Annotated in this window: 15 protein-coding genes; 9 read left to right on the top strand and 6 right to left on the bottom strand. The window is 65.0% G+C overall.

Translation table 11 applies throughout. From position 1 onward, the window contains the following. The first annotated feature begins 173 nt into the window (after positions 1-173). The 5 genes from bioA to BM136_RS03790 all read left to right on the top strand — a co-directional run bounded on the left by bioA (position 174) and on the right by BM136_RS03790 (position 4,769). The gene (gene bioA / locus BM136_RS03810; protein WP_092970397.1) at positions 174-1,580 is read left to right on the top strand and encodes an adenosylmethionine--8-amino-7-oxononanoate transaminase; all 1,407 of its coding nucleotides are present in this window, start codon (positions 174-176) and stop codon (positions 1,578-1,580) included. Next, complete coding sequence (gene bioF / locus BM136_RS03805; protein ID WP_092970395.1) at positions 1,567-2,814, top strand: 8-amino-7-oxononanoate synthase; 1,248 nt, start codon at positions 1,567-1,569, stop codon at positions 2,812-2,814. Before bioA ends, bioF begins: the two co-directional genes overlap by 14 nt. A 1-nt stretch (position 2,815) precedes the next feature. Continuing rightward, positions 2,816-3,523 carry a dethiobiotin synthase gene (gene bioD, locus BM136_RS03800; RefSeq protein WP_092970393.1) on the top strand — a complete coding sequence of 236 codons (708 nt, stop codon included), beginning with the start codon at positions 2,816-2,818 and terminating at the stop codon, positions 3,521-3,523. Between the two features lie 37 nt (positions 3,524-3,560). Beyond that, positions 3,561-4,079, top strand: a complete 519-nt coding sequence (locus BM136_RS03795; protein WP_092970391.1) for a hypothetical protein — start codon at positions 3,561-3,563, stop codon at positions 4,077-4,079. 165 nt (positions 4,080-4,244) lie between these two features. Next, a complete protein-coding gene (locus tag BM136_RS03790; protein ID WP_092970389.1) occupies positions 4,245-4,769 on the top strand; it encodes a hypothetical protein in 525 nt (174 codons plus the stop codon). Here the strand turns inward: BM136_RS03790 and BM136_RS03785 are convergent. The 4 genes from BM136_RS03785 to BM136_RS03770 form a co-directional block, all read right to left on the bottom strand. Next, the gene (locus BM136_RS03785; RefSeq protein WP_092970387.1) at positions 4,738-5,610 is read right to left on the bottom strand and encodes a DUF817 domain-containing protein; all 873 of its coding nucleotides are present in this window, start codon (positions 5,608-5,610) and stop codon (positions 4,738-4,740) included. The genes BM136_RS03790 and BM136_RS03785 overlap by 32 nt on opposite strands. Then, entirely contained in the window at positions 5,611-5,820 is a 210-nt protein-coding gene (locus tag BM136_RS03780) for a DUF1653 domain-containing protein (RefSeq protein WP_092970385.1), read from the bottom strand. A 7-nt stretch (positions 5,821-5,827) separates the two neighbouring features. Further along, the gene (locus tag BM136_RS03775) at positions 5,828-6,175 is read right to left on the bottom strand and encodes a hypothetical protein (RefSeq protein ID WP_027681460.1); all 348 of its coding nucleotides are present in this window, start codon (positions 6,173-6,175) and stop codon (positions 5,828-5,830) included. A gap of 80 nt (positions 6,176-6,255) precedes the next feature. Continuing rightward, the gene (locus tag BM136_RS03770) at positions 6,256-6,660 is read right to left on the bottom strand and encodes an SRPBCC family protein (RefSeq protein WP_092970383.1); all 405 of its coding nucleotides are present in this window, start codon (positions 6,658-6,660) and stop codon (positions 6,256-6,258) included. Positions 6,661-6,837: 177 nt separating this feature from the next. Between BM136_RS03770 and BM136_RS03765 the strand changes: the two genes are divergently transcribed. Further along, entirely contained in the window at positions 6,838-7,176 is a 339-nt protein-coding gene (locus BM136_RS03765; RefSeq protein WP_092970381.1) for a zinc ribbon domain-containing protein YjdM, read from the top strand. A gap of 135 nt (positions 7,177-7,311) precedes the next feature. Here the strand turns inward: BM136_RS03765 and BM136_RS03760 are convergent, their stop codons facing one another. After that, a complete protein-coding gene (locus BM136_RS03760; RefSeq protein ID WP_092970379.1) occupies positions 7,312-8,523 on the bottom strand; it encodes an MFS transporter in 1,212 nt (403 codons plus the stop codon). A gap of 74 nt (positions 8,524-8,597) precedes the next feature. Here BM136_RS03760 and BM136_RS03755 point away from each other — a divergent pair, with 74 nt between their 5' ends. Beyond that, entirely contained in the window at positions 8,598-9,617 is a 1,020-nt protein-coding gene (locus BM136_RS03755; RefSeq protein ID WP_092970377.1) for an AraC family transcriptional regulator, read from the top strand. A gap of 3 nt (positions 9,618-9,620) precedes the next feature. Here the strand turns inward: BM136_RS03755 and BM136_RS03750 are convergent, their stop codons facing one another. Then, positions 9,621-10,538 carry a LysR family transcriptional regulator gene (locus BM136_RS03750; protein WP_092970739.1) on the bottom strand — a complete coding sequence of 306 codons (918 nt, stop codon included), beginning with the start codon at positions 10,536-10,538 and terminating at the stop codon, positions 9,621-9,623. Between the two features lie 237 nt (positions 10,539-10,775). Between BM136_RS03750 and BM136_RS03745 the strand changes: the two genes are divergently transcribed. Both BM136_RS03745 and BM136_RS03740 read left to right on the top strand, forming a co-directional pair. After that, a complete protein-coding gene (locus BM136_RS03745; protein ID WP_092970375.1) occupies positions 10,776-12,077 on the top strand; it encodes an MFS transporter in 1,302 nt (433 codons plus the stop codon). A 42-nt stretch (positions 12,078-12,119) separates the two neighbouring features. After that, positions 12,120-13,331 (top strand): M20 aminoacylase family protein, encoded by a 1,212-nt coding sequence (locus tag BM136_RS03740; protein WP_027681454.1) that lies wholly within the window; start codon positions 12,120-12,122, stop codon positions 13,329-13,331. Positions 13,332-13,348: the final 17 nt, after the last annotated feature.

The raw sequence follows: 13,348 nt of genomic DNA, 5'->3' as shown, positions 1-13,348 counted from the left end.
TTAACGACAAGTTCCGCGCAGGACGTTGGAAATCCACCGAAGAAGTGCTTTTCTTCCGCCTTTTTCTGGCTTCTTGTTGTTAATTTCCCCAAACGTGCGGGCTTGTTGTTTGATCAACATGGCCTCTACCATACGCCGCCGAATCCCCCGCTTCTGTTTCGAGGAGGCCTCGTATGGCATATCCCCCAATCCCGGTGCCGGTTGACGGCGCGCCCAGCGCCAATACGGCGTGGCAGGGGCGCAGCCGCGCGGCCGTCTGGCATCCGTGCACCCAAAATGCACGGCTCGATGCCATGCCGCCGCTGCCGATCGCACGCGGCCAGGGGCCGTGGCTGATCGACTTTGACGGCAAGCGCTACCTGGACGGCACCAGCTCTTGGTGGGTCAATCTATTCGGCCATGCGAATCCGCACATCAACGCGGCGCTCAAGACGCAACTCGATTCGCTGGAGCACGTCATGCTGGCGGGCGCCACGCATCGGCCGGCTGTGGAATTGGCTGAGCGCCTGATCGATCTGACGGGCGGTGTGCTGGGCCACAGCTTCTTCGGCTCCGACGGCGCTTCTGCCGTGGAAATCGCCCTCAAGATGAGCTTCCACGCTCATCGCAATGCAGGGCAGGGCGCGCGCAGCCGTTTCGTCTGCCTGGAACACGGCTACCACGGTGAAACGCTCGGCGCGCTGGGCGTGACCGATGTCGCGATCTTCCGCGATGCGTATGACCCGCTGATTCTGCAATCGCACCGCGTGCCATCGCCGGACGCGCGTCTAGCCGGCCCGGGCGAGACCGCCGCCGACGTGGCCGAGCGCGCGTTGGCCGCGCTGCGCGATTGCCTGAGCACCAACGCGGGCACCATCGCCGCCGTCATCATCGAGCCGCTGGTGCAGTGCGCCGCCGGCATGGCCATGCACGACGTGAGCTATCTGCGCGGCGTGCGCGCGCTGTGCGATGAGTTTGGCGTGCACTGGATTGCGGACGAGATTGCGGTCGGCTGCGGCCGCACCGGTACGTTCTTCGCGTGCGAGCAGGCTGGCGTGTGGCCGGACCTGCTGTGTTTGTCGAAGGGCATCAGCGGCGGCTACCTGCCGCTATCGATCGTGCTGTCGCGAGACGCCATCTATGACGCCTTCAACGACGATGCGCCGGTGCGCAGCTTCCTCCATTCGCATTCGTACACGGGCAACCCGCTGGCATGCCGTGCGGCACTGGCCACGCTCGACCTGTTTGCTGAAGAAGACGTCTTTGCGCGCAATCGCGTGACCGCCGCGCGCATCGCCCAGGGGCTGGCGCCGCTGTCGCACGATGCGCGCTTTGCCCATCTGCGGCAGACGGGGATGATCACCGCGTTCGACGTGCACCCCGAAGTGGCCGGCGCCCGTTTTGCCGAACGCTTTGCGCTGACGGCACGCACGCATGGGCTGCTGCTGCGCCCCATCGGCAACACCGTTTATCTGCTGCCGCCTTATGTGCTGAGCGACGAAGAGACCGACCTGCTGGTCGAACGCACGCTGCAGACGCTTGAAGACACGCTGGCCCAAGCTACGGGCGAAACAGAAGGACACACCTATGCGATTGCTTGACGACCTGCAGGCGGGCCTGGACGCCATCGACGCCGCACACCTGCGCCGCGTGCGCCGCACCGCGTACAGCCCGACCGACCGCAGCCAGCGCATCAGCGTGTCCGGAGGCGAACCGCGCGACATTCTCGGCTTTTGCGGCAACGATTATCTCGGCCTGGCAGCGCATCCCGCCTTGGCCGAGGCGGTGACACACGGCACGCAGCAATATGGCTTCGGCAGCGGCGCATCGCATCTGGTCAGCGGCCATTCAATCGCGCACGCGCGGCTGGAAGCACGCATGGCTTCGCTGCAAGCCGAACACGTTCCCGAGGCGGACGCGCTGTTCTTCTGCACCGGCTACATGGCCAATCTGGCCGTGGTGAGCGCCATGGCGCAGGCCGGCGGCATCCGCCCGGCGGAGGAATGCACGATCTTTTCCGACGCGCTGAACCACGCCTCGCTCATCGACGGGGCACGGTTGTCGCGGGCGCCCGTGAACGTCTATCCGCACGTTGACGTGGCTGCGCTGGAAGCGCTTCTGGCCGCCAGCACCAGCCGCAACAAGCTGATCGTCACGGACGGCGTGTTCAGCATGGACGGCGACATCGCGCCGCTGCCCGAGCTGCTCGCGCTGGCCGAACGCTACGATGCCTGGCTGATCGTCGACGACGCGCATGGCCTGGGCGTGCTTGGCGAAAAAGGTTCGGGCGTGCTGTCGCATTTCGGGCTGCGCTCGAAACGCCTCATCTACGTCGGCACCTTCGGCAAGGCCGCTGGCGGATCCGGCGCCGCCATCGTTGCGCATCGACTGGTGATTGACTGGCTGGTCCAGCGCGCGCGCACGTACATCTTCACAACCGCCACGCCGCCGGGCATTGCGTGTGCGGTGGAAGCAGCATTGGATCTGATCGCAGGCGAGGAGGGCGCTGACCGCCGCGCACGCCTTGATCGCCATATCGCCGTGTGGAGTGCCCATGCGCAGCGTTTGGCCGCGCGCTTCGGCTGGCAATGGATGCCGTCGCCCACGGCCATCCAGCCGATCGTGATTGGCGAGAACGCCCCCGCATTGGCGCTGGCCGCCGCGCTGGAACGCGAAGGCATCCGCATCGCCGCCATCCGCCCGCCGACGGTGCCAACGGGTACGGCGCGCCTGCGCATCACGCTGTCGGCTGCACATACCGATGCCGACATCGAACGACTTGCGCACGCGCTGGAGGCGGCGGGCCAATCGCTGCAGCCGGCCAAGACAGCCTGAGATGCCCGCGCGCTTCGATTGCTTTGTCACCGGCACGGATACGGAGATCGGCAAGACGCTGGTCAGCGCGACATTGCTGACCAAGCTGGCTGACACCGGCTACCGCGCCGCAGGCCTCAAGCCGATTGCTGCAGGCACGCTGGCAGGCGCGCCCACGCGCACCAACGAAGACGTCGAGCAACTGCGCGCCGCCGCGTCAGTCGATCTGCCGCTCGACACCGTGTGCCCATGGCTGCTCGATGCGCCGATGTCTCCGCATTTGGCCGCAGCGCGCGAAGGCGTGACGATCACGCTGCCGCCGATTCTCGACGCGTTTGCGCGCGCAAGATCGTTAGCGGATGCCGTCGTGGTCGAGGGCGTCGGAGGTTTCCGCGTGCCGCTGTCAGGCGACTTTGATACGGCCGAGATGGCCGTGGCGCTCGGCTTGCCGGTGGTGCTGGTGGTCGGTTTGCGCCTGGGCTGCCTGAACCACGCCGCGCTCACCGCCGAGGCAATTGCCGCACGCGGCCTGCATCTGGCAGGCTGGGTCGGTAACGTGGTCGACGCGTCTATGGCAGGGCTTGACGACAACGTCGCCACCTTGCGCCGCTGGATCAACGCACCGCATCTGGGCACGATCCCGCGATTGCCGCACGCCGATGCGAGGCTCGCCGCGGCCCACGTTGACATTGCGCCGCTACTCGCGCGCCCGGCTGAAACGCGGCGGTAAACTAGCCGCTTCATTCAGTGCAACAGGGACGATTGTGATGCGGGCGATGCGTTGGCTGACGGTAGCGATTGTGGTTGCGGCAACGGCGGGATGTGCAGCATTGGAATCCCCCGTCACCAAGGGCCAGCGCCTCGTGGGTGCGGACGAGCCCGCGGTGCAGGCGCAGTTTGGGCCGCCGCGCGAAACCTATCCGCTCGATGGCGGCACCCGCTGGCTCTACCCCACCAAACCGTACGGCCAGTTCACCTACGCGGCCGACTTTGATGCCAGCGGCAAGCTCGTCGCCTTCAAGCAAGTGCTGAGCAGCCTCGAATTTGCCCAGGCCAAGATCGGCGTCTGGACGCGGGACGACGTGCTGCGACATTTCGGCCAGCCGGTGGAAACGGCGTATTTCCCGCGCATGGACCGCCTGGTCTGGTCGTACCGCTTCAAGGCGGACGACGTCTGGCCGTCGCTGATGCATTTCTACTTCGACCCCGCCGGTGTATTGCAGCTCACGCAGATCACGCCCGACCCGCTCTACGATCCGGACCGCCCGCGACTGTTCCGCCGATAGCTGACCGGCAGTTGAGGTAGCGCAATCCGATTGTGCGCTCAGGGTTCCTCCTGCATTGCGAGCTTTGCGCGGCGACCTAAGCTAGAGAGCAGGGGAGGCAGACGCCGCCGGCGCTTGCCGAAAGCAACCGTCATCAGAACGGGCGCGCATTGTTGGGGGTGCATCATGCTGACGCATCGCTGGGTCGACATCGACCCGATCGCAGCGGGACAACATCCGCTGTACGGCATTGCCGGATGGCTGCCGTGGGTGCTGGCCATCGCCATCGCCGGGCCAACGTGGGTGTTCTGGCAAGGGTTGTCGATGGATGCGCTGCAACTGGCCGGGGCCGATCTGTTTGATGCCAACGCGCCGGGAAGCGGGGCGATCAACCTGACCACGCTGCTCTATCTGATTTCCTGCGTGACTGTCCTGGTGTTGGCAACCACGCATGACAGCGCGTTCCGGCCGGCCATGCTCGTGCACATGGCGCTGCTGCCGCCACTGATCGGGCTCGTGCTGATGGCGGGCGGCATTCCAGGGGCACGCTCCACCTTTATCGACGGCGTCGCCGTTGCAGTGGCGATGACGCTGACATGCGGCGTCTACCTGCAGGTTTCGCGCCGGGTGCACATCACCTTCGAACTACGCGATCGGGCGCCTGGCGAGCACGCCTGGTTCAAGCGTCAGAAACGGGCCGCGGCGGGTTGACCAGCGTGACCATCACGTAGCTCATGATGGTCAGGAGAAACCAGGCGCCAAGCTTGGCGATGGACACCATTTCCCAGCCTTGCAACTGGTTCGGATAGAGCCACGTGCGCGTGAACGTGCCGATGTTTTCCGCAAGCCAGATGAAGAGCGCCACCAGCGTAAAGCCCAGCAGGAAGGGCATGCGCCGGTGGACGCGATCAATGCGGAAGTGGATCCAGCAGCGCCGGAATGCCACCGCAACCAGCGCCATCAACACGTAGCGCAAGTCCCACCAATAGTGGTGCAGGAAGAAATTCGCGTAGATGCCCAGCGAGAGCAGGGCTGTCACGGCCAACGGTGGGTGATGCGAGAAGCGCAGGTCGAACTCTCGCCACGCCCGCGCGATATAGCTACCCACGGATGCATACATGAAGCCCGTGAACAGCGGCACGCCACCGATGCGCAGCACCGACGCCTCGGGATAAATCCACGAGCCAACCGCAGTCTTGAACACCTCCATGCCCGTACCGGCCACATGGAACATCAAGATCACTTTGGCTTCGTCCCACGTCTCCAGCTTCAGCCAGAGCAAGGCAATCTGGATGATGACCGCGGCAATCGTCAGGGCGTCGTAACGGGCAATCGGCGCGTTGGCCGGATACCAGAAATGCGTGCCGATCAGTAGGGCGACCATCAGCCCGCCGAATAGGCACGCCCACGCCTGCTTGATGCCGAAGACGACAAATTCGTGCAGCCCCGCCGCCAATTGCCCGTGGCGCGCGGCCCAGGCGCCGCTGCGGTCACGCCAATACGTAAAACGGGCCCGCAGGCCCGCTCGCAAGGAGAGGGTTTCCGCCGGCATTCAGTCGATCAGCGCGAAACGCGGTACCTGCCGGCCGTCGACTTCAACCATCTCATGGAACATCGTTGACGGACGCGTCCAGATCGTGCCGTTGGCGGCGCGATAGACCGTCATCTTGATGGCGGGATCGGGTTCGTACGTGGCCTCGCATAGCCATTCGTATTCGCCGCCTTTGTAGTGGCGGTAGCGGCGCGTTGGCGTGTTCTGCATGGCGGCTTCAGTGTTGCGTGGGCTTGTCTTCTTCGTCGACGTAGGGCACGTGTTTGCCCTCCTGCGTCTGCGCGCCAAGCTTGGCGTCTTCCATGGCGTCTTGGTACGCCAGCATGGCGGCAGCCACGGCTTCGGGCTCACCGTTGAACGAGATCACGCTCTCGCCGCAGTTCGGGCATTCGCCGCCGAAGATGGCGTGGATGCCGGGCATGTCGCGCGGCTCCATCCCTTCGAATTCGGTAAAGGCGGTCTGGCAGGCGCCGCAGACGAGCTTTTCAGGGCGCAGCGCCTCCAGCCGGGCGTGCGCCTGAGAAATGCGGTCGGCCTGTGAGCCGCGTCGTTTGGCTTCGCCCATGATGTTCTTCCTGATTTCAGATGATTAGAGAGTGGATCATACCGAACGGCACAGCAGGCTTGGCAGTTCACCCAATCCGTTCAACGTTCCGCCAACCGCTTGAGTGCTGCCAAAACGTCAGGAAAATCCGACGTGACCATCGGTCCGAACGCGGCGGCATCCGGCCCCGTGATCTCAGTGCGATAGACGATCTTCGTATGGCCGGACGGCAGGCTGACAAGCTGATGATCCACCAGGACGCGCGTGCCGTCGACGACCGTCTCGTCGACAAAGCCTTCATTCGGGCGCACGTCTACAAGGGTGCTGACGAACGCGTCTTGCCCCGGGGGTTGCATGGTGAACTGTGTGCCGTTGGCAAACGGCCCGTGGAGTTCGATGCGCTCGATGCCGGCATTCCAGTCGCCCCATTGCTCAACGTTGGCAAGCAGCTCCCAGACGCGGGCGGGGGAGGCAGTCGTTTCAATGCTGTCTTCGTGAATCCACATAAGCGGCTCCGGATGTTTTTATGTGTGGGCTGGCAACCGTGCGTGGCTGCGCTGCCACGGTATAGATTGCGGCGGATCGGGCTGCAAGGTACAGGCTCGCGGCAACAGCCTGCAACTGTCGCGCGCATCTCGGCTGATATAGTGCGGGCCCTTTGAACTCAATTCACGACTTTCGCCATGTCTACGATTCCTGCCTGTCCGCAATGCGCCTCCGAAAACACCTACCAGGACGGCGATCTCTATATCTGCCCGGATTGCGCGCACGAATGGAATCCGGCGGCGCAGGAGGATGAGCAGGAGCAGGAAACCGTCATCAAAGACGCCAACGGCAACCCGTTGAATGCGGGCGATTCTGCAACGCTGGTGAAGGACCTGAAGCTTAAGGGCGGCTCGGGCACGCTCAAGGCGGGCACCAAGATCAAGAATATCCGGCTGGTGGCAGGCGACCATCCGATCGACTGCAAGATTGATGGTGTGAGCTATCTGCTCAAGCCGGAGTTTTTGAAGAAGGCTTAAGGAGTGTGAGGCGAGACCGGTGAATGCCGGTCGACCTTTAATTTAACATAATGCAAATTATGAGAAATACAGATTAGCGCGCTGAGGTGGCGGTGTCACATCGCCCGGCCAGCCCAGCAGCGCGCATCCGCCATGTCACTCGGCCATCGCCGGCACCACCTCGACGCGTTTCGGCACGCCCGTCACGATGGTCGCGACGGCAATCGCCAGCACCACGGCGGCGCCAATGAATACACCGGCCGCGCCGTTCGCGTCGAATACCACGCCGCCGGCTGCTGCACCGGTTGCAATCGCGAGTTGCACGGCGGCGACGATCAGGCCGCCAGCACTTTCGGCTTCATCAGGCACGGTGCGCGTGACCCATGTCGACCACGCCACCGGCACGCCGCCAAACGCCATGCCCCACAGCGCGATCAGCACGGCGTCGATGACCGGCGCACGGCCCAGCGCCACGAGTGCGATGCCCAGCACAACCATCAGCGCGGGCATTGCAATCAGCATTGGCCGCAGCCGGTGTTCCAGCACACGGCCGGCGAGCGATGTGCCGACGAAGTTGGCAATGCCATAGCCCAACAGGATCGCCGACAGCCCGTTCACGCCAACGCCCGCCACCTGCTCAAGGAACGGCCGCAAATACGTAAAGAACGCAAAGTGACCGGTGAACACGAGGATCGTGGCGAACATCCCGATGCCGACGCTCGGGCGGCGCAGCACGTCGATCAGGGTGCGCAGGCGCGTCGTGCCGCTTGGCGCCATCGACGGCAATGTCGCGACCTGCGACACAAATGCAATCACGCCCAGCCCGGCCGCCGCCAGGAACACGTTGCGCCAGCCGATCAGATGGCCGAAGTAGCTGCCCAGCGGCGCAGCGGCAATCGTTGCGACGGCTACGCCGCTGAAGATGATCGACAGCGCCCGCGGCACCATCGCAGCGGGCACGAGCCGCATTGCAGTGGCGGTGGCCATGGTCCAGAAGCCGCCGAGCGCAATGCCAAGCACTACGCGGCCGATCAGAATCGTCGTCAGATTCGTCGCAAACGCCACGGCAAGATTGGATGCCACGAGCAGCACCGAGAATGCGAGCAGCACGCGCCGCCGGTCGATGGAGCGCGTGACAGCGGCGGTCAGCAAGCTGGTGACGAGCGCAACCGTTGCGGTGGCCGTGACGGCCTGTCCTGCCACGCCCTCGGTCACGCCGAGGCTTTCCGCCATGGGCGTCAGCAGGCTTGCGGGCAGGAATTCGGCCGTGACGAGCCCGAACACGCCCAGCGCCATCGCAAAGACAGCGCCCCAGGCGGGTTCACGCGGAGCCGCGACTGAGGCGGCCGTGGAGATTCCGGGATTCATGCGTCGGTCCGTAGAAAAAGATCAGGGAAAATACCAATAAGGCCGCATAGTAGGGCCCCACCGCCGGACGGTCTATGGCATACAATCCGGTCTTGTTGATCAATCGTCCGGATTTTGGGATGCCCTCTTCCCTGCCATCTGCCCTGCCCGACGTGCACGACCTTGTCAGCGAGCTGCTGCTGGGCATGCGGCTGAGTGGCGTCCAGTACCGCCGTATCCACGTAGCGCGGCCCTTCGGGTTGAGCTTTGGCGAGGCTCCAGGCCGTGCGCAGTTCCACTTTGTGGGGCGCGGGCCGGTGCTGCTGCGCGACGCGTCGGGCACAACGATGCAACTTGAGGCTGGCGATGCGGTGTTGCTGCCTCAGGGCACCCCGCACGCATTGCTGTCCGATCCGGATGCGCCGTGCCGCGAGATCGCCGGCTTTGAAGCCGCGAAGATCTGCGACACGGTGGCGTCGGTGGGTGCCGGTACGGAAGCGGCTCCGGGCGATGCGCTCATTTTCAGCGCGTGCATGGAGCTGGATCTGGGCGGCATGCAGCCCCTTGTCGGCACGATGCCGGAGTTCATGCACGTCGGCACCCTGCTCGCGCGCTATCCGGAAATCCGCCCGATGCTCGACGCGATGGAGCGCGAATCATGCTCCGAGCGGGCAGGCTTTGCCGGCATCCTGGCGCGGCTGGCGGACGTGGTGGCCGCTTTTATCGTGCGCGGCTGGGTGGAATGCGGCTGCGGCGACGCCACGGGCTGGGTGCAGGCCCTGCGCGAGCCAAAACTGGGCCGCGCGATCGTCGCCCTGCATCGTGACCCGGGGCGCAACTGGAGCGTCGCGGAGCTGGCAGCGCAAGCTGGCGTCTCGCGCTCTGTGTTTGCCGAACGCTTCCTGGCGGCGACCGGAATGACGCCCGTGCGCTATCTGACCGAGCTGCGGATGCGGCTCGCCGCGCAATGGATCACGCGCGACCGCGAGGCGATCGAAGCCGTCGCGTATCGGCTCGGCTACGGGTCGCTCGCTGCGTTCAGCCGCGCATTCAAACGCGTCGTCGGGCGACCCCCGGGTGCCATGCGCGCGGAAGGTGCCGAACTTGACGCGTGATGTTCAGCGATGGCGATAGCCCTGCGCCGCGTGCCGGATCTCCTTGCTGAATTCCGCGCACACATGCGTCATCAGGTCGACCGAACGGTAGACCATGTAGACGTTGAAATCCGGTAGTTCATCTTCCATCGGCAAGGTTTCGAGCGAGCCCGGCACCATGCGCAGCGGCCCGCCGGTGCCGCTGAAGACGAATTCCGACCACATGCTGACGACGTCCGTCTTCGTGGCCAATTGCAGCCCGAGCAGATTCGATGCGCTTTGCACGATCCGGCGCGGGATGTCGAGGCGATGCAGCCGCATCAGGCTGACCATCGGGCTGCCCGGGTCCTCCAGCGGGTCGAGCACCAGCCAGTCGGCATCCAGCAGCGGACGCAGCCGGCGCACGCGGCGCAGCGGATGGCCCGGGCGCACCGCGAGGCGCATCGGCACCGAAAACAGCGGCTCCCACTGAAAACTCCCCGTGCCCGGGCCGCTGTTGCTGGAGATCAATCCGATATCGAGCCGCCCTTCGCGCAGCCCTTCCAGAATCTGCTGCGGCCGCTGTTCAAAACCGCGTAGCGCGACGTTTGGAAACCGCTTGCGCAGTGCCGCCATGGCATCCGGCAGCGGCCCGCTCGACGCCACGGCCGTAAAGCCGATGTTGAGTTCCGCCTCTGCATGACCGCGAATGGCTTCGATGTCTTCCAACGCGTGACGCAGTTCCTGCTCGACAACACTCGCACGCTTGACCAGCGCCATGCCATATGCGGTCAGGCTCACGCCGCGCACCGAACGCGACAGCAGCGTGACGCCAAGCTCCCGCTCCAGTTCCGCAATCGCCTTGGATAGTGCTGGCTGCGAGATGTGCAGCCCGCGAGACGCTTCGTGGATGCTGCCGTGCTGTGCCACGGCCAGCAGGATGCGCAATTGGTGCAGCTTCACGTCGCTCTCCCCATTGTTGGGCGCAATGCCCGGCACTCAGCGTGTCACGCGGCCTCGCCCCCCCAGGATTCGCGGGCTTTCCCCGATAGCGGATGCAGGCCGGTTATGACGGCGATTCTATTTGGTTATCGGGATGAATATTTACGATTTTCTCTGGATGGCGGCTTGGCGGAATACTGCAAGCGCCCCAAGGGCTCGCAGAAGCCCTCTCGCCAATACCCCGGACGGAGATCCTCAATGAATAACGCCACCCTGCAGCCACCGTTGCCCGCCTCGGCCGCTGCCGCGCACAAGCCTGTCGGCCAGGCACGGTTGATCGCCGCATGCTCGATCGGCAATGCGCTGGAGATGTACGACTTCACGGTCTACAGCTTCTTCGCGCTGATGATCGGCAAGCTGTTCTTTCCGTCCGACAGCGCGTATGGCTCGCTGCTGCTGGCGGTGGCGACGTTCGGCATCGGCTTTGTGATGCGCCCGCTGGGCGGTTTCGTGATCGGCAACTACGCAGACCGCCACGGACGCAAGGCCGCGATGACGCTGACGATCGGGCTGATGGTCATCGGCACGCTGTGCCTGGCGGTAGCGCCCACGTACGCCACCGCAGGCCTGTTCGGCCCGGTGGTCATTCTGGCCGGGCGGTTGCTGCAGGGCTTTTCGCTGGGCGGCGAAATCGGTGCGTCGACCGCGATGCTGATGGAGTCCGGCGGCGTCCGTGGGCGCGGGTTTCGCGTGAGCTGGCAATTGGGCAGCCAGGGCATTGCGGCGCTGTGCGGCGCGCTGACTGCGGCCATTCTGTACGGCAGCCTGTCGCCGGAAGCGCTGCAGAGCTGGGGCTGGCGCGTGCCGTTCTTCCTCGGCTTGCTGATCGCGCCGGTGGGCCTCTATATCCGCTCGCACCTGGATGAAACGCACACCGCCGAGGCGCATGCGCCGAGCCCGCTCGGCACCCTGTTCCGCGACCATGGCGGGCTTGTCGTCAAAGGCGTGCTGACGATCATCGGCGGGACGGTCGGCACGTATCTGGTGATCTATTTCATGCCGACCTACATGATCCGCGAGCTGCATCTGCCGCCTTCGCTGTCGCTGCTCGCTGGTTGCGTGACGGGGCTGACGAGCTTTGGCGCGTCGCTCCTCTCCGGATGGCTGGCCGACCGCCTGCCGCGCCGCAAGCCGCTGGTGGTGGGCGCAACGCTGGTCACCGTGGCGGCGCTGTATCCGGCCTTCTGGCTGATGACGCATTTCCCGAGCGTGCCGCTGGTGCTGGTGCTGTCGGCACTGCTGACCGGCACGCTGTACCTGGGCACCACGCCGATGCTGCTGATGATGATGGAGCTGCTGCCCATCAAGGTGCGCGCCAGCGGCCTATCGGTCATCTACGCGATCGGCGTCACGGTCTTTGGCGGTTCGTGCCAGTTTGTCGTGACGTGGCTGCTGGCCCGCACCGGCAACCCGCTCTCCCCTGCCTTTTACATGATGGCGTGCAGCGCCATCACGCTGCTGACGGTGCTGAGCCTGCGCGAAGCGCGCGACACCCACTGACACCGGATTCCCATCTCCAACGTCCAACCCCGGAGCCCCGACATGACCAAAGCCCCCACGCTCACGCCGTTCCAACTGCTGCCGCATCTGCTGCCGCCCGTCCATATCGATGCAGAAACGTTCGTCAATATCCGTCGCCAGATCCACGCGCAGCCTGAACTCGGTTTCGAGGTGGGCGCCACCAGCACGTTGGTGGCCGATCTGCTCAAGAGCTGGGGCTACGAGGTCCACACCGGCATCGGCAAGAGCGGCGTCGTCGGCCAACTGAAGCTCGGCAACGGCACGCGCCGCCTTGGCATTCGCGCGGACATGGACGCACTGCCCATCGTTGAAGCGACCGGCCTGCCTTACGCCAGCCGCAACCACGGCAAGATGCACGCGTGCGGCCACGACGGGCACACCGCCATCCTGCTCGCCGCGGCCAAGGCGCTGGCCGAGAGCCGCGATTTTGACGGCACGCTCAACCTCATCTTCCAGCCCGACGAGGAAAACCTGTGCGGTGCGCGCGCCATGATCGAAGACGGCCTCTTCGAGCGCTTCCCCTGCGATGCCGTCTATGCCTTACACAACATGCCCGGCGTGCCGGCCGGCAGCTTCCGCGTGCTGCCGGGGCCGGTGAGCCTGTCTTCCGACGTGGCCGACGTCACCATCAAGGGCATGGGCGGGCACGGCGCGATGCCGCATCGCGCGCGGGATCCGATTGCCGCGTCGGCCGCCATCATCACCGCGTTGCAGACCGTGGTCGCACGCAACGTCGCGCCTGACGACACGGCGGTGGTGTCGGTCGGCTTCATTCGCGGTGGTGCCACGCACAACGTGATTCCCGAATCGGTGACGATCGGCCTGAATGTGCGTGCGGCGCGGCCGGAAACGCGTGCGCTGGTGGAAATGCGCATTCGCGAGATCGTCAGCCTGACCGCACAGGCCCATGGCGTCGAGGCGCAGATCGACTATCGTCAATTGACGCCACCCATGGTCAATACCGAGGCAGAGACGCAACTGGCGCAGCAGGTCTGCACCGAACTGGTGGGCGCGGCCAACGTCGTCACGCAGGCGCCCAAGGGGCTCAACGGCAGCGAAGACTTTGCCTGGATGCTGAACGAGGTGCCCGGCTGCTACTTGATTCTCGGCAATGGCGAAGGCGAATTCGGCGGCTGCATGGTGCACAACCCCGGCTACGACTTCAACGACCAGGTATTGCCGTTGGGGGCCGCCGCCTGGGTGCGTCTGGCACAGACCTACCTGACCGCGTGAAGTGAACTTCGAGTCAA

Source organism: Ralstonia sp. NFACC01 (assembly GCF_900115545.1).
Classification (GTDB): domain Bacteria; phylum Pseudomonadota; class Gammaproteobacteria; order Burkholderiales; family Burkholderiaceae; genus Ralstonia; species Ralstonia mojiangensis.
The sequence above is the reverse complement of the archived record's forward strand: the minus strand, read 5'-3'. Positions and strand labels throughout refer to the sequence as shown.

Bases quoted from the DNA above. Each gene is read 5' to 3' on its own strand.
- bioA (WP_092970397.1), top strand. From the start codon at position 174: ATGGCATATCCCCCAATCCCGGTGCCGGTTGACGGCGCGCCCAGCGCC.
- bioF (WP_092970395.1), top strand. From the start codon at position 1,567: ATGCGATTGCTTGACGACCTGCAGGCGGGCCTGGACGCCATCGACGCC.
- bioD (WP_092970393.1), top strand. From the start codon at position 2,816: ATGCCCGCGCGCTTCGATTGCTTTGTCACCGGCACGGATACGGAGATC.
- BM136_RS03795 (WP_092970391.1), top strand. From the start codon at position 3,561: ATGCGGGCGATGCGTTGGCTGACGGTAGCGATTGTGGTTGCGGCAACG.
- BM136_RS03790 (WP_092970389.1), top strand. From the start codon at position 4,245: ATGCTGACGCATCGCTGGGTCGACATCGACCCGATCGCAGCGGGACAA.
- BM136_RS03785 (WP_092970387.1), bottom strand. From the start codon at position 5,610: ATGCCGGCGGAAACCCTCTCCTTGCGAGCGGGCCTGCGGGCCCGTTTT.
- BM136_RS03780 (WP_092970385.1), bottom strand. From the start codon at position 5,820: ATGCAGAACACGCCAACGCGCCGCTACCGCCACTACAAAGGCGGCGAA.
- BM136_RS03775 (WP_027681460.1), bottom strand. From the start codon at position 6,175: ATGGGCGAAGCCAAACGACGCGGCTCACAGGCCGACCGCATTTCTCAG.
- BM136_RS03770 (WP_092970383.1), bottom strand. From the start codon at position 6,660: ATGTGGATTCACGAAGACAGCATTGAAACGACTGCCTCCCCCGCCCGC.
- BM136_RS03765 (WP_092970381.1), top strand. From the start codon at position 6,838: ATGTCTACGATTCCTGCCTGTCCGCAATGCGCCTCCGAAAACACCTAC.
- BM136_RS03760 (WP_092970379.1), bottom strand. From the start codon at position 8,523: ATGAATCCCGGAATCTCCACGGCCGCCTCAGTCGCGGCTCCGCGTGAA.
- BM136_RS03755 (WP_092970377.1), top strand. From the start codon at position 8,598: ATGGCATACAATCCGGTCTTGTTGATCAATCGTCCGGATTTTGGGATG.
- BM136_RS03745 (WP_092970375.1), top strand. From the start codon at position 10,776: ATGAATAACGCCACCCTGCAGCCACCGTTGCCCGCCTCGGCCGCTGCC.
- BM136_RS03740 (WP_027681454.1), top strand. From the start codon at position 12,120: ATGACCAAAGCCCCCACGCTCACGCCGTTCCAACTGCTGCCGCATCTG.